The organism is Streptomyces sp. AK02-01A, assembly GCF_033795305.1.
In the GTDB taxonomy this organism is placed as follows: Bacteria; Actinomycetota; Actinomycetes; order Streptomycetales; family Streptomycetaceae; genus Streptomyces.
Genome location: NZ_JARBAE010000034.1, coordinates 1 through 17364 on the forward strand (window position 1 = coordinate 1; position 17364 = coordinate 17364).

Annotated in this window: 14 protein-coding genes, 2 tRNA genes and 1 pseudogene; 9 read left to right on the forward strand and 8 right to left on the reverse strand. The window is 69.5% G+C overall.

What is annotated here, in order from left to right:
• Both PV679_RS26260 and PV679_RS26265 read right to left on the reverse strand, forming a co-directional pair.
• Positions 1-2590, reverse strand: a 2590-nt coding sequence (locus PV679_RS26260; protein WP_319682872.1) for a PAS domain-containing protein, incomplete at its 3' end; no start/stop codon positions are given.
• A 225-nt stretch (positions 2591-2815) separates the two neighbouring features.
• On the reverse strand, positions 2816-3304 hold the full coding sequence (locus tag PV679_RS26265; protein WP_319682873.1) for an SSI family serine proteinase inhibitor: 489 nt from the start codon (positions 3302-3304) through the stop codon (positions 2816-2818).
• A gap of 192 nt (positions 3305-3496) precedes the next feature.
• Here PV679_RS26265 and PV679_RS26270 point away from each other — a divergent pair.
• Both PV679_RS26270 and PV679_RS26275 read left to right on the forward strand, forming a co-directional pair.
• Positions 3497-3587, forward strand: a tRNA-Ser gene (locus PV679_RS26270).
• 174 nt (positions 3588-3761) lie between these two features.
• Positions 3762-3834: transfer RNA gene (locus PV679_RS26275), tRNA-Arg, on the forward strand.
• Positions 3835-4013: 179 nt separating this feature from the next.
• Here the strand turns inward: PV679_RS26275 and PV679_RS26280 are convergent.
• Positions 4014-4778, reverse strand: a complete 765-nt coding sequence (locus PV679_RS26280; protein WP_319682934.1) for a protein kinase domain-containing protein — start codon at positions 4776-4778, stop codon at positions 4014-4016.
• Between the two features lie 197 nt (positions 4779-4975).
• On the opposite strand from PV679_RS26280, the pseudogene PV679_RS26285 reads away from it, so the two are divergent.
• Positions 4976-5719: pseudogene (locus PV679_RS26285) on the forward strand (XRE family transcriptional regulator).
• Between the two features lie 2 nt (positions 5720-5721).
• Complete coding sequence (locus tag PV679_RS26290; protein ID WP_319682874.1) at positions 5722-6192, forward strand: NUDIX domain-containing protein; 471 nt, start codon at positions 5722-5724, stop codon at positions 6190-6192.
• A 724-nt stretch (positions 6193-6916) separates the two neighbouring features.
• Here the strand turns inward: PV679_RS26290 and PV679_RS26295 are convergent.
• Positions 6917-7588, reverse strand: a complete 672-nt coding sequence (locus PV679_RS26295) for a hypothetical protein (protein WP_319682875.1) — start codon at positions 7586-7588, stop codon at positions 6917-6919.
• Positions 7589-8195: 607 nt separating this feature from the next.
• On the opposite strand from PV679_RS26295, the gene PV679_RS26300 reads away from it, so the two are divergent.
• The 5 genes from PV679_RS26300 (at position 8196) to PV679_RS26320 (ending at position 12713) form a co-directional block, all read left to right on the forward strand.
• Positions 8196-8621 carry a hypothetical protein gene (locus PV679_RS26300; protein WP_319682876.1) on the forward strand — a complete coding sequence of 142 codons (426 nt, stop codon included), beginning with the start codon at positions 8196-8198 and terminating at the stop codon, positions 8619-8621.
• A gap of 48 nt (positions 8622-8669) precedes the next feature.
• The gene (locus PV679_RS26305; protein ID WP_319682877.1) at positions 8670-9548 is read left to right on the forward strand and encodes a DUF2797 domain-containing protein; all 879 of its coding nucleotides are present in this window, start codon (positions 8670-8672) and stop codon (positions 9546-9548) included.
• 94 nt (positions 9549-9642) lie between these two features.
• Positions 9643-10560, forward strand: a complete 918-nt coding sequence (locus PV679_RS26310; RefSeq protein ID WP_319682935.1) for an amidohydrolase family protein — start codon at positions 9643-9645, stop codon at positions 10558-10560.
• Positions 10561-10694: 134 nt separating this feature from the next.
• On the forward strand, positions 10695-11450 hold the full coding sequence (locus PV679_RS26315; RefSeq protein WP_319682878.1) for a response regulator transcription factor: 756 nt from the start codon (positions 10695-10697) through the stop codon (positions 11448-11450).
• A 471-nt stretch (positions 11451-11921) separates the two neighbouring features.
• Complete coding sequence (locus tag PV679_RS26320) at positions 11922-12713, forward strand: TetR/AcrR family transcriptional regulator (RefSeq protein ID WP_319682879.1); 792 nt, start codon at positions 11922-11924, stop codon at positions 12711-12713.
• A 58-nt stretch (positions 12714-12771) separates the two neighbouring features.
• Here PV679_RS26320 and PV679_RS26325 read toward each other — a convergent pair whose 3' ends face one another.
• From PV679_RS26325 to PV679_RS26340, 4 genes are all read right to left on the reverse strand, one after another.
• Positions 12772-13242: a PPOX class F420-dependent oxidoreductase gene (locus tag PV679_RS26325; RefSeq protein WP_319682880.1), complete on the reverse strand. Its 471-nt coding sequence runs from the start codon at positions 13240-13242 to the stop codon at positions 12772-12774.
• Positions 13243-13334: 92 nt separating this feature from the next.
• Positions 13335-14168, reverse strand: a complete 834-nt coding sequence (locus PV679_RS26330; RefSeq protein ID WP_319682881.1) for a YceI family protein — start codon at positions 14166-14168, stop codon at positions 13335-13337.
• A gap of 134 nt (positions 14169-14302) precedes the next feature.
• Positions 14303-16786: an MFS transporter gene (locus PV679_RS26335; RefSeq protein ID WP_319682882.1), complete on the reverse strand. Its 2484-nt coding sequence runs from the start codon at positions 16784-16786 to the stop codon at positions 14303-14305.
• A gap of 13 nt (positions 16787-16799) precedes the next feature.
• Positions 16800-17282 (reverse strand): MarR family winged helix-turn-helix transcriptional regulator, encoded by a 483-nt coding sequence (locus PV679_RS26340; protein WP_319682883.1) that lies wholly within the window; start codon positions 17280-17282, stop codon positions 16800-16802.
• Positions 17283-17364: the final 82 nt, after the last annotated feature.

Consider the following 17364-nt stretch of genomic DNA (forward strand, 5'->3'; position numbering starts at 1 on the left):
TCTCCTCGTCCCCCCCTTGTACTGTGATAGTGTGCACTGTGTCTCGTTGCTTTTTTTTTTTCCAGAAGAGAGCGGCCACCGCGTTGGCCCCTTGGTTCGTGGGGTCGGGGATGGTGATAAAGGACAGGTGCCGTTCCTGGGCGGGTGCGAGCGCGCGCCTGGCCCGGCGGCCGGCCGGCTGCGCCTGAGCCGCGCCGCCCGCCGGAATCGACTGCGCGGGAGGCATCGGAGCCGGAGGCTGGAACTGCGGCGGTGCCATGGGCGCGGGAGCTGGTGCCGGAGGCTGCCCGGCGAAACCGGAAGGCGCGGCGGGAAAGGCGGACCGCGCGGCGGGTTCAGCGGGAGCGGCGGCGGGCGCCGTGGGACCGGCGGGCAGCGCCGGAAGCGCCCTCTGCCCGCTGTGCCGCGCGCGGCGGCCCGTCTCCGCGGCTGCGGCGTCGGCGGGCACACCCCGGGCCGGTACGGCAGCGCCGAGCGCCGCGCGTCCCGTCGGGTGAGCGCCCTCGGCGGCCGTCACGACCGAACCCTCGGAGGGCGCGGCGGCCGGCAGTGCGAGCGCGGAGCCGGGATTCGGCGCCGCGGCGGCGGCGTCCTCCGCCGGACTCGGCCGCCCGCGCCTGCGGCCCGTGCCACCGGCCGAGCCGGAGTCCTGCGCCGCAACCGGATCCTGCCTGCCGTCCGTACGACCGTCCGGCCCGGCGGCACCGGTTCCGGTTTCGGGCCCGGCCGCACGCGCCCGGCGCCGGCCCGTCGGCTCGCCGGCGTCTTCTCCCGGCCCGTCCAGAAACGCGTCCGTGGAGGCCCGGCGTGCGCGTCGCCTGCCACCGCCCGATGTCCCAGGGCCCTGCTGCGCGGCGGGCAGCGCCGGCTGAGCGGGCGCAGGCACCTCGGCGGGCGGCGGAACCGTCCCCGCTCCCTCACCCAGCGGCAGCTCCAGCACATACGCGCTGCCGCCCAGTCCCGGCATCTCATGTGTCTGGAGCACTCCGCCGTGCGCCCGTACGATCCCGCGGACGATCGGCTCGTGCACCGGATCACCACCGGCGAACGGCCCGCGCACCTCGATCCGTACGACATCGCCGCGCTGCGCCGCGGCCACCACGATCGTCGAGTCGACGTATCCGCCGCCCGGGGCCAGCCGGGTCCGGCCCGTCGAGTCGACGCCGGCCACATCGGCGACGAGATGCGCGAGCGCCGTCGCCAGCCGGCCCGCGTCCACCTCGGCCTCGATCGGCGGGGCATGCACCGCGAACTGTGCCCGGCCAGGACCGATCAGCTCGATCGCGCCCTCGACACCAGCCGCCACGACCGCGTCGAGCAGGGTGTTCGTCTTGGCGAGCTGCTCCACTCCGGCGTCGAGCCGCTGATAACCGAGGACGTTGTCCACGAGCGTTGTCATCCGGGCGTAGCCGGCGGCGAGATGGTGCAGGATCTGGTTCGCCTCGGGCCAGAGCTGCCCGGCGGGGTCGGCGGCGAGCGTGGCCAGTTCGCCGCGCAGCTCCTCCAGCGGTCCGCGCAGCGATTCGCCCAGTACGGCGGTCAACTGGGAGTGCCGGGCGGTCGTCTCCTCGTACCGCTCGGTCAGCTCCTCGATCTCGGCCGCGTACCGGTCGCTGCGGTCGGCGAGCTCCGCCGTGTGCCGCTCGGTCGCCTCCGCCAGCTCGGTGGTGAGGCGGTCGGTCGTTTCCGTCAGCGCGGTGCTGAGGCGTTCCGTCGTCTCCGTCAGTTCCGCCGCGTGCCGTTCCTTCGCGTCGGTCAGCTCCGCGGTGTGCTGCTCGATCAGCTCGTCGTACGGACGCCGGTCGGTGAAGGTCATGACGGCACCGACGAGCTGATCGCCGTCCCGTACCGGCGCGGTCGTCAGATCGACCGGCACCCGCTTGCCGTTCTTCGCCCACAGCACCTGTCCGCGCACCCGGTGCTTGCGGCCGGACCTGAGCGTGTCCGCGAGCGGCGAGTCCTCGTACGGGAACGGCTCGCCGTCCGCGCGCGAGTGCAGGATCAGCGGATGCAGCTGATGGCCGCCGAGATCGCTCGCGCGGAAGCCCAGGATCTGCGCGGCGGCGGGGTTGACCAGGACGACCCGGCCCTCGGTGTCCGTACCGACGACACCTTCCGACGCGGCCCGCAGGATCATCTCGGTCTGCCGCTGCGAACGGGCCAGCTCGGCCTCGGTGTCCATGGTCCCGGACAGATCCCGGACGACCAGCATGAGCAGCTCGTCGCCGGTGTAGCTGTGCGAGTCGGTGTACGCGTCCCGGCCGTCCTCCAGCGCGGCGCTGGTGACCTCGGCCGGGAACTCACCGCCGTCGGTCCGCCGGGCGATCATCCGCGTCGGCTTGGTCCGGCCGCGCGCGTCGGCGGAGTCCGGGCGGCGCATCGAGCCGGGGATCAGCTTGGAGTCGAACTCCGGCAGCAGATCGAGGAGCCCGCGACCGACCAGCGCCGTGCCGGGCGTCTCGAACATCTCCAGCGCGATGGTGTTGGCGTTGACGACGGTGCCATTGGCGTTGACGAGCACCAGGCCGTCGGGGAGTGCGTCGAGTATCGCCGCGAGGCGAGCAGCGCCTCGGGATGGCCTGCTGCTCACGAGACGCTTCCTCCCTGACTTACTGCACCTTGCGGACGACCGGTCCCATATTGCCCTCCGGGCCCCGGCCTGTCACTGAAGGGAGTCTAAGGGCTGAGGAGGTGGCCGCGACGGCGGATGAGGGGGAGCCCTCGTCGAGGACCTGTGCGAACGGCTCGTGCCGCCGTCCCGTCACCGGTCCGTGGTCCCTCCCGTGACCTGCTGGTGAACGAGGTAACGCCATGCCTACGACCTGGCGCTCGGCAGTACGGGCTCCAGGGTCTGCCAGCGGGAGATCTCGCAACCGTCCTTCCGGCTGAAGGCGGCGTCGACGCTCCGGCCCTGCCAGGTGCCGGTGACACGCGCGGTGGCGGGACCGCCGTACTGCAGCGTGCACTGCGTGTTCCTGGGCACCGGCGCGAAGGGGTCGCGCCGGTCGCGGGCGAGGGTCGCCAGCCGGTCGCACGCGGCCCGCGCCTGCGGATGCGTCCCGCCGGCCGGTCCGCACGTCAGCTTGTAGGTCCCGTCGACGTTCTTGAGCCCGCTGTCCGCGACGGTGACGGTGAACTCGTCCGGAGCGTTCTCCAGCAGAGGCAGCGGAAGCGCCGCGAGCCCCGTGAGCGGGTCGGCGGAGGCGGAAGGGCCGGGCGCGGCGGAGGCGGGCGCGATGCCGCTCAGCGCGGCGGCGCACGCGGCGAGGGCGGTGACGGCGGTGAAGACGGGACGACGCGGCATGGAAGCTCCTGAAGGGTTACGGATCGGGGACGGCGCCCCGGCATCTCTAACGCGCGTCAAGCCCCGGCGTTGCGCGGCCGGAGATGCTTTGCTCTGCGCCCCGCCTGCCTAGTACCGTGAGAAGCGATTGGTGACACCCCACCCGGCTGTGTCATCATCTGCACGCGACATCCGCGCTCGCGCGGGTGTGCTGGAGGCGTCGCCTAGTCCGGTCTATGGCGCCGCACTGCTAATGCGGTTTGGGTCTTAAAGCCCATCGAGGGTTCAAATCCCTCCGCCTCCGCGCGTTGATCACCGAAGCCCCGGCCAGACGGCCGGGGCTTCGGTCGTTCATTTGGGGATTCTGAGGCGTTTCCGCAGGTCAGGTCAGGTTTGGTCAATGGATTTCACCTGACGCCGCAGGTCATGTAATGTTGTTCCCGCAACGCCGACCGGGAAGAAAAGCCCGGAACGCCAAGCACTCGTAGCTTAACGGATAGAGCATCTGACTACGGATCAGAAGGTTGCAGGTTCGAATCCTGCCGAGTGCACAGCAGGCCGGAGGCCCTCAGGAGTGATCCTGAGGGCCTCCGGCTTTTAGCTTGACGGCAGTGTTTGACGGCAACCGCCTTCGGGAGCGCATCAGACGGCTACTGGGGCACCGGCCGCGCCGTCGTCATCGTTCGGGTCGTTTCTGACGAGCCGCGACGGGTGAACCGGGGTCTCGGGATCAGCTCAGGGCTTTACCCACCTCGTAGATGGTCGGCCGATCTTCGGGAGTGTGGCTGAGCATCGCTTCGATCAGGTCGCCCAGCTCACCGGGCACCTTTACGGGACGACGCCGACCGTTCGCCACGGCCTCTCTCTGCACGGGGCGCGGAGCGTCGTCCGGGTACTCGACCGCCCGCCAGCCGGTCGCGGAGATGAGCAGGGACGCGCCGAGTGCGTAGATATCGGCTTTCTGCGTCGGCTCGGCTTCGCCGGTGGCGAGCACGCTGCGCGCGATCTCCGGCGCCTCGTAATGCACGAGGCAGCCGAGGAACGGGAAATCGTAGCTCTCGGGCACCTGCCCCCCGCGCGCAAGGGCCAGGTCGATGAGGTGCGTTCGCTCCGGCCCGACGATGAAGTGGGCGGGCTGCACATCACCGTGGGCCCAGCCCTTCGCGTGGAGTTCCGCCAACGCCTCAACACAACCGACCACCGCGCTGGTGTGCGGTGTGACGGACGAGTCGGGCTCGCGGCAGGGATTCCAGAGCCCGTACAGGTCCGGCCCTTCATGCCACGGCTGGAAGTTCCACGTCCCGCGCTCCCACTCGCCATAGGCGAAGTCATCGAAGCCGAGACGATCCAACACGGCACCCTCGCGCCCGGGTGCGAGCGCGGTCCAAGGCTGCGCGGGCCAGTCGGCTGTGGCCTCGATCGGATAGCCGACTTTCACGGCGTAGTGGCCTCGATGGCTTTCGACCTTCCAGACCATGGAGCCCACCGCACCCATGACGACGCCGATGCGTCCCCTCACGGTGTCCTTCGCCAGTTCGCCGATGCCTGGTCTGGTCTGCTGGCTGCTGGCCATGCGGATGAGCATCATGCCGAGCAGCGGGACGTTGGAACCACCGACAAACCCCACATTGGGACGTCCCGCGTCGAATAGAACGTCCCTGGTGCCGTCCCCGGGTGTTAGGAGACATTGGGATGCCGAACGAGAGGTTACGTGCTGCCATGGCGGCCGGTGGCTGGACGTACACCGCCCTCGCGGACAAGGTCGAGGTCGACCCCAAGTCCGTTGAGCGATGGGTCAATCTGGGACGTACGCCGCGCCGTGCCACGGTCATGCTGGCAGCGGAAACGCTAGGAGAAGACGTGCACGCTCTATGGCCGGCGCTGCGGCAGGCCCGTCCCGCCCGCGCTGTCAGTCCGTAACTTGTGGCTCTGTACGGCCAGCGGGCCGATGTTCCGGTGTCCACCCTCACGGACATGCTGGCCCAGGCCAGTGAGCACATTGACGTGCTGGTGTACGCCGCCGTCTTCTTGCACGAGTCGTACCCGCGGCTCAACGACCTGCTGCGGGAGCGTGCTGCCGCAGGGTGCCTGGTCCGCATTGCGGTTGGCGACCCGGACAGTACGAACGTGCGACAGCGGGGCGCGGAAGAGAGGTTCGGCCACGGGATCGAGTCCCGTTGCCGCCTCGCCCTCATGCACTACCGCCCCCTGGCCGAGGTATCCGGCATCGAGATGCGGACCCATGCCACCACGCTCTACAACTCGATCTACCGCGCGGATGACCAGGCGATGATCAATGCCCACGTCTGGGGTGTGAACGCCTACGGCGCTCCTGTCTGGCATCTTCGGCGTAGTGGAGAAGGCGGCATGTTCGACACGTACACCCGCAGCTTCGATGGTGTGTGGGAGACCGCGAGGCCGGTAAGTGAAGGGTGACCATGGCACGGACCGAGTACTACGACGATCCCTCGGCACCCGAGCCGAACAGCTTGGTGGTCGCCGCGTCTGCCGTGGTTACCGACGACGAGGGGCGCATTCTCCTTCAGCGCCGACGGGACAACGATCTCTGGGCGCTGCCTGGCGGCGGCATGGAGATGGGCGACTCACTCCCAGGGACGGCCGTTCGCGAGGTGAAGGAGGAAACGGGTCTGGACGTGGAGATCACTGGGCTCGTGGGCACGTACACCGACCCTCGCCACGTCATCGCCTACTCGGACGGTGAGGTGCGCAGACAGTTCAACGTCTGCTTCACCGCTCGCGTGCTTGGGGGTCAACTCGCGATCTCGGACGAGTCAACGGAGCTGCGGTTTGTCCAGGCGGAGGAGATTGATCAACTGCCGATGCACCACACGCAGCGGCTCCGGGTCCGGCACTTCCTGGAAGACCGTGAGCGGCCCTACCTCGGCTGACCTCGTAGACCGTGGTGAACGGCAACTCTGATGGAGGCGACTCGCAACTCACCCTCCAAGTCGTTGGGAGGGCACCTTGACGGCTGTTCAGCCCGGCAGCCACTCTGCTCAACCCGACCTGGTAGATGCCTAACCTCGGACAACCCGACTCATGAAAGCCCGAGGCTAATCATGGAGCTGGTCTCTGGTCACAGACAACCCGTTTCTCTATATCGGTAACTTTGACCACTTTGGCCCGACCAATCACAAGAACTTGCGTTCTAATGTGCTGCCCGTCTGAGCGGTAGGAACAGACCGGTTGTGACGTGCTCCCAACTTGGAGCCAAGCGGTTGACTGCTCTGCATACCTTCGGGACGGCAAGACGGGGGCGGAGGCAGGAGCGCGGGTTGGTCTGGTGTGACGGAAGTCCGCGTCCGACTCGTCCTAGTCGCTGCGAGTCCGCGCCTGATGCGCGCGGCCAGGTCGAATCGCTGCTACACCATCGCTCGGAGGTGACGGCAGCCCTGACGGCAACGACGGCACACAGGCGCACATGACCGCAGGCAGTCTTCATAGTGCGCTGCCCGATTCTACGGATCAGAAAGCAGCGAAGTGCTGCCGTGTCAGCCGGTGCCGCCCATCGTGTGGGACAGCACGTTCGGACGTTCGCGAAGGCGGCGCCGTCGATGGACCGCGTGTCTCCGGCTGGCCTGCCCAGCGCCCCGCACGTCCCACCAAGACGGATTACTCGTCCGCCGCTTCGCGGAGGAACAGGTCCAGCAAGGTGTAGCTGCGGTGTTCCCGTCCACCCGGTGACCGGGCTGTGAGAACGTGCACGTCGGCTGCTACCTGGCGCTCTGCGTACGTGGCGATCAACGCGGTTACATCGTCCTTCGGGACCGGGACGACCACCACTTCGCCGTCCTCGACCTCAATTTCGATCACTCCGCGCACCTTGCTGCCGCCGACCACCGTGCCCTCCAGACGGGCATTCGCGTCTTCCACCTGCGCGGCCCGTAGCGCGCTGCGGCACCGTTCAGCACTTTCCGAGCTGAAGGAAGTCCGCCGTGCGGTCGCATTCGACTCCCAGATGAGAGTGACGTTCGTGCCGGACGAGGCAAGTACGTCCGACAGTTCGGACAGATGCTTGATGACGCGACGTCCCAATGGCAATGCGGCATCCAGGACGGCATCCTCAGCGCCAACGCCAGAACTGGCACGGTCAGCCACGTCGAAGATCCTGTTGATCGCCCTGTCCAGAAGGACTTCGGTGCCAACACCCGCTGGCTCAGCCTGCGCTGGGTCCGCGGTCCCTTCCAGGACCATGCCGTAGGACGATGCGAAGGCTTCCGTGCCGGCCTTGGTGTGAAGCGACTGCGCGATTCGCCTGAGTTGGGCTGATCTCAGCTCAGGCATGGTCCGAGGCACTGGCCTCTCCGACGACTCCGACCGTCTGGCCGCCAGCCAAGCACGCAAAGCCTTCTTGTCCGCGGCGTCAGGCAAGCTGTGAGGAGTGTTCATGGTGCTACCTCCACATAGCCCCTGCGCCGGCCGTTACCGGCGCGGCAACGCCGCTGCCCGGACTGACGAGAGCTCAACCTCGTCCCATGTCATGGGGTAACGGCCAGGAGGCGGACACTGCGTGTCCGAGGCAAACGGCGGTAGGGGACGCATACGGCTCCAGGGACAAGCGGAGTAGTCCCGACACTTTATGTGACTTCAGGATTACGCACGGGATGAATGCGCTCGTTCGAGGCGACTCACCGTACGTCACTGGTCACAGCACGGGATGCGGGGTCGCGGAGGACCGGCGGGTCCGGGTGGCTGATTCCCCGTCAGGAGTCCGCGCGGTCCGCGCGCCGGTCGTCCGGCGTGCGCCCGGGGTCAGGGAGAGCCGCGAGTGCCGGAGGAGGTTCCGCGACACGCCCGAGCGGGCCTCGGCCGTGATCATCGTCGAGAGGGATTGTCAGTGCCGGCTGTTAGCTTTCCGGCGATCGGTCGGGAAGCGGAGAGGGGCGGCTTCATGGGTGCGTCGGGGTGGGAGTACTACACGCCGTACAGCGAAGACCTCGGCGCGGCGTTCGCCGACGTGCGGCGGAAGGTCTTCGAGGAGCGCGACTACTACTGGGTGCTGGAGGACGAGGGCCGGCCGTGGCCGGACACCGTCGAGGAGCTGTGGGAGGAGGAGGACGTCCAGGAGTCGGGGACACACTCGATCCTCGACATCTTCGCTCTCATCGGTCCCGGTGAGAGACCGGAGCACGGCACTCTGAAGCCGGTGACGGCCGACGAGGCGTTCCGGTATCTCGGCACCCGCGAGCTCACTCGGAGCCATGTGCCCGAGTTCGGGGTCTTCCCGAGCGAGAGATGGCAGGGGCGGTGTGCGGTGCTGCACGACGAGAGGGGCCGGCCGGAGGAGATCTGCTTCTGGGGCGCTTCCGGTGACTGATCCGGTCCGGCGAGGCGGCGGGCGCCGGGACGCGCGTGGTGATTCGTGATGGGCTGGCGCTGTGTGGGCCTCAGGTGGCGGGAGTCGGGGCCCGTGCTGGTGTGGCGGCGCGGCGGGGCCGGCCGCGAGAGCCCGCTGGCGTACGGGCGTGAGCTGGGATTCCGGGCCGTCGGAGCGCGGGAGTGCGCCGGAGCGCGGGGGAATGTCTGTCCTGTCGGCGCGCGGGTGGCCGGTCGCAGTACCGGCGGGAAGTGTCCCGAGTGCGCTCGGCTGGACCGGGCGCACTCCGTGGCCGCCGACACCGTCGCCGATGATCCCCGGACGTATCGCGTCTATCTCGCGTGGTTCGGGCCGGGCATGGTGAAGGTCGGGATCACCGCGGAGGAGCGTGGCCCGGCGCGGCTGCTGGAGCAGGGCGCGGTGGCGTTCAGTTGGCTGGGGCGTGGGCCGCTGATGGCCGCGCGGCGGACCGAGGAGCTGCTGCGGACGGCGCTGGGAGTGCCGGACCGTATTCCGTACGCGGAGAAGCGGGCCGTGCGGTCCGCGTTGCCGTCCCGGGCGGAGCGGGCGGCCGAGATCGAGCGGATGCACGCGCGGGCGGTCGCGCTGGAGGAGTGGCCGCGCTCGCTGGAGCGCACGGGGTTCGCCGCGGTCGATCATGCGGCGGCGTTCGCGTTGGACGGCCTCGCTCCGGCCACGGGCGTGGTGGTGGAACTGGTCGACGGCGGGTGCGTCGCGGGACGGCTGGTGGCGGCCGCCGGGCCTGATCTGCATCTCGCCACGGCCGACGGCGGGCTTGTCGTCTTCGACACCCGGCTTCTGAGCGGTTGGGAGCTGGCCGGTGTGAAGGTGACGGAGGCCGGGCCGGCGGTGACGGTTCCCGTGCGGGACACACGCGGCGGTGATGTGCAGGACGGACTCTTCTGAGCCCCGGGGACGGGCTCTTGCGAGCCGGCGACTCCGTTCGGTGGACACGGCATCCGTACCGGCCGGAAGGTGGGGCGCTATGGACGATCACGATATGAGAGCCGAGGCGGATGCCGTACGGCGGTTCCGGGAGCGGGTGGGGCTGCCGGGGCTCGTCGACATACATACGCACTTCATGCCGGAGCGCGTGCTGAGGAAGGTGTGGGCCTACTTCGACGCCGCTGGGCCGCTCGTCGGCCGGGAGTGGCCCATCACCTACCGGCACGAGGAGACCGAACGCGTCGCTCTGCTCAGGGCGTTCGGTGTGCGGGCGTACACCTCGATGCTCTATCCGCACAAGCCGGGGATGGCGCGGTGGCTGAACGGCTGGGCCGCCGGATTCGCCGCGCGTACGCCGGACTGTCTGCGGACGGCCACGCTCTTTCCGGAGGACGGCGTCGAGGCGTATGTGCGGGAGGCGGTGGAGAGCGGCGCGCGGATCTTCAAGTCGCATCTCCAGGTGGGCGCGTACGACCCCAACGACAAGCGGTTGGACGGTGTCTGGGGTCTGCTCGCCGAGGCCGCCGTGCCGGTGGTGACGCACTGCGGTTCGGGTCCCGCGCCCGGCGAGTACACCGGTCCCGAACCGGTGGAGCGGCTGCTGGCGCGGCATCCTCGGCTGCGGCTGGTGGTGGCGCACATGGGCATGCCCGAGTACACCGACTTTCTGGCTCTCGCCGAGCGGTATACGGAGGTCAGGCTGGACACGACCATGGCGTTCACGGACTTCAGCGAGGGCTTCGCGCCGTTCCCGGCCGAGGCGAAGGAGCGGCTGGCGGATCTCGGTGACCGGATCCTGCTGGGGACGGACTTTCCTAACATCCCGTATCCCTACGTCCATCAGCTTGAGGTCCTGGAGCGGCTCGGGCTGGGCGACGACTGGCTGCGGGCGGTCTGTTACGGGAACGGGGCCCGGCTGTTCGGGCTGGACGGCGGGGAGCGGCTTTCCGCATCCGATGGCTACGTCGCGTAACCGATGGCGGCCTCGCGTACAGGGCGACCGCGCGTACACGGCGACCGCGCGTGACGCGTCTCGCCGGACCGTTTCTCAGGCAATTCACAGTTTCCGGCAAGGAGGCTTTCAGGGGCCGTCCTCAGGGTGGAGACATGACCATCACCTCGCCCCGGGGGCGCACCGAAATACTCAGGCCGGACGGGAGCCCTGTCCGTGTGCTCGTCGTGGACGACGATGCCTCGCTCACCGAGCTGCTGTCCATGGCCCTGCGGTATGAGGGCTGGGAGGTGTGCGGCGCCGCTGACGGCGCCGGCGCGGTGCGTTCGGCGCGGGACTTCCGGCCCGACGCGGTGGTACTGGATGTGACGCTGCCCGATATGGACGGCCTGGCGGTGCTGGGCCGGCTGCGGCGCGATCTGCCGCGGGTGCCGGTGCTCTTCCTCACCGCGAAGGACCCGGTGGAGGAGCGGATCGCCGGGCTCACGGCGGGCGGCGACGACTATGTCACCAAGCCGTTCAGCCTGGAGGAGGTCGTGGCGCGGCTGCGCGGGCTGATCAGGCGGTCGGGCGCGGCGGCCGTGCGCAGTGAGTCGCTGCTGGTGGTCGGGGATCTGACGCTCGACGAGGACAGCCACGATGTCACCCGCGACGGACATTCCATCCATCTCACGGCGACCGAGTTCGAGCTGCTGCGTTATCTGATGCGCAACCCGCGCCGTGTGCTGAGCAAGGCGCAGATCCTCGACCGGGTGTGGTCGTACGACTTCGGCGGCCAGGCCAATATCGTCGAGCTGTATATCTCCTATCTGCGCCGGAAGATCGACGCCGGACGGCCGCCGATGATCCACACCCGACGCGGAGCGGGATATCTGATCAAAGCCGGTGAGCCGGGCGCAGCGCCTCGCTGAGCGGCCGGCGCCAAGGCCGCGGGGCCGGCTGAGCCGCCGGGCGGCCGCCCGAGCGGAGTCCCGGGCGCGGGACCCGCTGAAGCTCACCAACGCGGCGCTCAACTCCCTTTTCGCCGCGCTCGTTCCGGCGGCCCTCGCAGCGGCGTCGTTGCCCGCCGCTCCCGCCGCGGCCGAGGGCGGCGCGGATCCCCGGCTCCTTCACCTCGGACCCGGCAGCGGGCCAACTCGTCGGCGGGGCGCCGGTCCTGACGGTTCCGCTCCCGGCCGCCCTGCTGTCGCACCGCGCCGAGCGGGCAGACTCTTCCATGGAGGCGGCATAGCATCAGGACTGGGCAGACCTCGGACCTCGGCACGCGGACACCAGTCACCGGAACCGGCACTGGCCGGAGCCGGACAGGTGACCGAGCCCCGGCCCCGACCGGCCGGAGAAGTCCGGTCCGCCCGGCCGGAAGGAACCGAGGAGGCCCACCCATGGTGTCGGAAGCCGATCCCGCCAAGCGTCCGGCCAGGACCAGCGTCTGGCTTGAGGGCAAGCCGGCGGCCCGCGGCCGCAGGAGTGAGAAGCCGGACCAGCCGGCCGTGCTCGACCGCGACCGGATCACCGCCGTCTCGGTGCGGCTGCTGGACGAGGAGGGCCCGGCGAGGTTCTCCATGCGGCGGCTGGCCGCCGAGTTGGGCGTGACCGCGATGTCGCTCTACTGGTATGTCGACACCAAGGACGACCTGCTGGAACTCGCCCTGGACCGCGTCTTCGGCGAGGTCCGGGTGCCCGATCCGACGGACGACGGCGCCGACTGGCGCGACCAGCTCCGCGAACTGGCCTCCAGCTACCGGGCGGTGCTGGTCCGTCACCACTGGGTCTCGCCGCTGATCGGCAAGTACCTGAACATCGGGCCGCGTTCGATGCTCTTCTCGTCCGCCGTGCAGGCGGTCGTGCGCGGGACAGGACTGGCGCCGCACGGCCAGAAGGGCGCGATCTCCGCGGTCTTCCAGTTCGTGTACGGCTTCGGCACGATCGAGGGCCACTACGTGCAGCGCTGCGCCGACGCGGGGCTGAGCCAGGACGAGTACTACCGGCTGGCCATGGGGACCATCAACGAACAGCCGCAGTTCCAGCGGGCGTTCGAGAACGCCGGCGAGCTGATGGAGGCGCGCGGCGGCGACACGGTGGAGGAGATGCGCGAACGGGACTTCACGTTCGCGCTCGAACTCCTCATCGCGGGCATCGAGGCGATGCGCGCCCGGGACGCGGGCGCGCCGTAGAGGTCCCGTCCGCGCCGCGACCGCCGGAGACGCGCCCGCACGCCACCGAGGACCGGCCTCAGTCCGTCGGAGCGAGGTGCGCCGGGAAGCCGCCGGTGGCCAGCGGGCCCCAGCGGGTCGGAGTGACACGGATGAGGGACTTGCCCTGCCGCACCATCGCCGCACGGTATTCGTCCCAGTCCGGGTGCTCACCGGCGATGTTGCGGTAGTACTCCACGAGCGGTTCGACCGACTCCGGAGAGTCGATCACCTCGGCCGTGCCGTCGATCTGTACCCAGGGACCGCTCCAGTCGTCGGACAGGACGATTACGCTCACCCGCTCGTCCCGCTTGGCGTTGCGCGTCTTGGCGCGCTCCGGATAGGTGGAGACGACGATCCGGCCCGAGTCGTCGACGCCACAGGCCAGCGGCGAGCCCTGCGGACGGCCGTCGGAGCGGGTGGTCAGCAGGATCGCGCGGTGACGAGGGCGGACGAACTCCAGCAGTCCGTCGAGGTCCACGGCGGTGTTCGTTGCGATATTCGGTGCCATGATCCGCAGCCTACGGCTTTCCGGTTCCTCCGGCCCCCGGGAGGGCCCGCCACTCGTTCCACCGCCGTCTACGCCGCCGTCTACGCCGCCGTCTACGCCGCTGGCAGGTTCTCGCCCTGCACCGCCTGGATGTCCAGCTCCACCCGAAGCGTCGCTCCGATCGCCGAGATGCCGGCCTGTAGCACCTGGTTGTAGTTCATCGCGTAGTCCTCGCGGCTCAGCTCGGTGGTCGCGCGGAACGCCGCCCGTACACCACCCCACGGGTCGGGACCGGTGCCCAGATAGCTCAGATCCAGGTCCACGTCCCGTACGACGCCGTGCAGCGACAACTGCCCGTGCACCGTCCAGCGGTCCGGGCCCACCGGGGTCAGCGCCGTGCTGCGGTACGTGATCTCCGGGAAGCGCTCCACATCCAGGAAGTCCGGCGACTTGAGGTGCTTGTCCCGCAGCGCGTTGCCCGTGTCGATGCTCGCCGCGCCGATGACCGCGTCGACGCGGGACCGCTCATGGCCTCCGGCTCCGGCGGCCTCGAAGATCTCGATCCGGCCGCCGAACTCCTTGAACCGCCCGTGCACACTGGAGATCCCCAGATGCTGGGCCACCGCGCTCACCGACGAGTGCGCCGGATCCAGGCTCCACACGCCAGGCGGCGGCAGCTCGACGCCGCCCTGCCGGGCCAGGACCACGGTGCCCACCTCGGCACGGCCGCTCGCCGTGACCAGCGCCGTGGAGGCGACCGGGGCGTATCCGACGGCCGTCACGATCACGGTGTACGGACCCGGCGCCAGCGCGGCATCGGTCCGCACCGTGCCGTTCTCGTCCACCGGCTCCCGCAGCACCTGTGCGCCGGTCATATCGGTCATGGTCACGACCGCGTGCTGGACGGCCCAGCCGTCCCGCGTCCGTACCTGTCCGCGAAGTCCCATCCCGTTTCTCTCCTTGATCTCAGTCAAGAGTGAGGCCCCGGTGGCGGGAGTGGCGGCCGTGCCGCCCGCCACTCCCGCCACCGGGGCCCATTGCCGTGCCCTGCGGGCGGACGGCGCTACTTCTCCAACACGTCCTACTTGCCGGGGTGGGCGAGTTCGATGTCGTGGCCGTCGACTCCACGGCCGGCCACGCTCAGCGCACCGGCCACCGGCGGATATCCGGTCGCGATGACCGTGTAGTCGCCCGCGTCCAGGTCGGCGAAGGCATACGCCCCGTCCTCCCCGGTCGTCGCCGTGGCGACCACGTTCCCGGCCGCGTCGATCAGCGTCACGCGGGCATCGGACGCCGGACGCCGGTCGGCGCCGGCCCTGACGATGCCCTGGACCAGAGCACCGGCCCGCAGCACCGCCTCGATACGGGTCACACCGTGGCCGCCGATCTCCACCGGCAGGGCCAGCGGCCGGAAGCCGGCCGCGTTCACCGCGACGGTCACCGAGCCCGGCACCAGCTCACCGAAGGCGAACTCGCCCTGCTCGACGGACTTCCCGGTGGCCAGCACATCGCCGCGCACATCGGTCACGATCACCATCGCGCCCTCGATCGGCAGCCCGTCGTCCGCGCCGCGCACGGTTCCGGCGAGACCGCTCGTGCCGGAGAGCAGGATGTCGTACGTGACCGGCTGCTCACCGACGACGACCGTGGAGGCCTGCGGCTGGAAGCCGTCGGCGGAGGCGATCAGGACGTACGAGCCGGAGCCCGGCGCGTCCAGGACATAGCCGCCGTCGGGCTGGGCGACCGAGCGGGCCAACTGGCGTCCGCCCAGCGAGATCAGCGTGACGGCCGCGCCGGCCACCGCGGCGCTCTCGGAGCCGAGCACCACACCTCGTACGGCGATGCCGGGTACGGCCGCCGCGACGGGTTCCGCCGGGCCGGCCTGGGCGGGTATCGCCGCGACCGCGGCGGGCTCCCGGACAGCCGCGGCGGCGGCCGGAGCCACCGTCTCCGGCGCGCCGACGGCGTCCGGCGTGTCACCGGCGGCCCGCGTCTTCAGCGCGACCTCCTTGATGAACAGCGTCAGCAGCAGGGCGACCAGCGCGGCCGGAGCCGAGTAGAGGAAGACATCGCCGACACCGTGGCCGTACGCCATCTCCATGACGCCTCGCAGCGGGGCGGGCAGCGTGTCCAGGTCAGGGATGGCGCCGCCGCCGGTACCGCCGTGGCCCAGGGCCGCGCCCTGCGGGCCGAGATCGGCCAGGCCGTCCTTCACATAGTGGGTGACGCGGTTGCCGAGCACCGCGCCCAGCGCCGAGACACCGATCGCACCACCCAGTGAGCGGAAGAAGGTGACGGTGGAGCTGGCGGCGCCGAGATCCTGCGGAGAGACCTGGTTCTGTGTGCAGAGGACCAGGTTCTGCATCATCATGCCGATGCCGAGGCCCAGCAGCGCCATATAGATGGCCATGTGCCAGTACGGCGTGTCCACCCGGATGGTGCCGAGCAGGCCGAGCCCCGCTGTCACCAGCACACCACCGCTGACCAGCCAGACCTTCCAGCGGCCCGTCTTGGTGATGATCTGTCCGGAGACGGTGGACGAGATGAACAGACCACCGATCATCGGGATGGTCATGACACCGGACATCGTCGGTGACTTGTCGCGCGCGAGCTGGAAGTACTGGCTGAAGAAGACCGTGCCGGCGAACATCGCGATACCGACGAAGAGCGAGGCCAGCGAGGCCAGCGTGATCGTACGGTTACGGAAGAGCCGCAGCGGGATGATCGGCTCTCTGGCCTTCGACTCGATGAGAACGAAGATCGCGCCGAGCACGATCGCTCCGCCGACCATCGTGTAGGTCTGCCACGAGACCCAGTCGTACTTGTTGCCCGCGAAGGTGACCCAGAGCAGCAGCAGCGAGACGGACGCGCTGATGAAGAAGGCGCCGAACCAGTCGACCTTGACCTCACGCTTGACGACCGGCAGCTTCAGGGTCTTCTGGAGCACGATCAGCGCGATGACGGCGAACGGGACACCGACGTAGAAGCACCAGCGCCAGCCCAGCCACGAGGTGTCGGTGATGACACCGCCGAGCAGCGGGCCGCCGACGGTGGCGACGGCGAAGGTCGCGCCCAGGTAGCCGCTGTACCGGCCCCGCTCGCGCGGCGAGATCATGGCGGCCATGACTATCTGAGCGAGAGCGGAGAGCCCGCCGACGCCGATGCCCTGGAACACCCGGCAGACGATCAGCATCTCGGCGTTCTGCGAGAGGCCGGCCACGATCGAGCCCGTGACATAGATGATCAGGGCTATCTGGACCAGGAGCTTCTTGCTGAAGAGGTCGGAGAGCTTGCCCCACAGCGGAGTGGTCGCCGTCATCGCCAGCAGCGACGCGGTCACCACCCAGGTGTAGGCGCTCTGTCCGCCGCCGAGGTCGGAGATTATCTCGGGCAGGGCGTTGGAGACGATCGTCGAGGAGAGGATCGCGACGAACATGCCCAGAAGCAGTCCGGAGAGCGCTTCCATGATCTGGCGGTGTGTCATCGGCGTGCCGGGCACGGGAGCGGGTTCGCCTCCGCGCTTGGCGTGGCCGCCCCGCACACCTGTGGGTGTGGTCGTAGCCATTGGATTCCTTGTCTTACGTCTCTTGCCGCATGGGTGTACGGGTGTACGAGTCTTCGTAGCGCCAGTCCCGGCAGTCTCCGAAGCTGCTGCGCAGCCGGTCCAGCATGGTGTTGAGCTGTCCGACCTCGTCGTCGGTCCAGTCGCTGAGCGTGCGCGCGAACATCTCGGTGGTCCGCCGGGCGAGCTCGTCCAGCAGGGTCTGGCCCGCCGGTGTGAGCCGCAGGATGCGCGAACGCTTGTCGGCGGGGTCGGGGGATCGCTCGATCCAGCCCCGCTCCGCGGCATGGGCGACATGTCTGCTTGTCACTGACATGTCGACGGCGAGCAGCTCCGCGAGGCGGCTCATCCGCATCTCGCCGTGCTGCTCCAGCAGAGCGAGCACCGCGGCGGAGCCGGCCGGACATTCCGCCGGCAGGATCCGCGCCAGACCTCGTTTGACCGCGCCGATCGCGCTGAGCTGCCGGGCCAGTTCCGCGTACTGACTCTGTGCGGCCATGGGTCCTCCCGGCACCTTGTTGCTTGAGGCAACCATAGAAGCCGTTGGTTGCTGCAGGCAAACGAAATCGGGCTGACTGGAG

Excerpts from the sequence above, each read along its gene's own strand:
- PV679_RS26265 (WP_319682873.1), bottom strand. The coding sequence starts at position 3,304 with ATGCCGCGTCGTCCCGTCTTCACCGCCGTCACCGCCCTCGCCGCGTGC.
- PV679_RS26280 (WP_319682934.1), bottom strand. The coding sequence starts at position 4,778 with ATGGGTGCGGTGGGCTCCATGGTCTGGAAGGTCGAAAGCCATCGAGGC.
- PV679_RS26290 (WP_319682874.1), top strand. The coding sequence starts at position 5,722 with ATGGCACGGACCGAGTACTACGACGATCCCTCGGCACCCGAGCCGAAC.
- PV679_RS26295 (WP_319682875.1), bottom strand. The coding sequence starts at position 7,588 with ATGCCTGAGCTGAGATCAGCCCAACTCAGGCGAATCGCGCAGTCGCTT.
- PV679_RS26300 (WP_319682876.1), top strand. The coding sequence starts at position 8,196 with ATGGGTGCGTCGGGGTGGGAGTACTACACGCCGTACAGCGAAGACCTC.
- PV679_RS26305 (WP_319682877.1), top strand. The coding sequence starts at position 8,670 with ATGGGCTGGCGCTGTGTGGGCCTCAGGTGGCGGGAGTCGGGGCCCGTG.
- PV679_RS26310 (WP_319682935.1), top strand. The coding sequence starts at position 9,643 with ATGAGAGCCGAGGCGGATGCCGTACGGCGGTTCCGGGAGCGGGTGGGG.
- PV679_RS26315 (WP_319682878.1), top strand. The coding sequence starts at position 10,695 with ATGACCATCACCTCGCCCCGGGGGCGCACCGAAATACTCAGGCCGGAC.
- PV679_RS26320 (WP_319682879.1), top strand. The coding sequence starts at position 11,922 with ATGGTGTCGGAAGCCGATCCCGCCAAGCGTCCGGCCAGGACCAGCGTC.
- PV679_RS26325 (WP_319682880.1), bottom strand. The coding sequence starts at position 13,242 with ATGGCACCGAATATCGCAACGAACACCGCCGTGGACCTCGACGGACTG.
- PV679_RS26330 (WP_319682881.1), bottom strand. The coding sequence starts at position 14,168 with ATGGGACTTCGCGGACAGGTACGGACGCGGGACGGCTGGGCCGTCCAG.
- PV679_RS26335 (WP_319682882.1), bottom strand. The coding sequence starts at position 16,786 with ATGGCTACGACCACACCCACAGGTGTGCGGGGCGGCCACGCCAAGCGC.
- PV679_RS26340 (WP_319682883.1), bottom strand. The coding sequence starts at position 17,282 with ATGGCCGCACAGAGTCAGTACGCGGAACTGGCCCGGCAGCTCAGCGCG.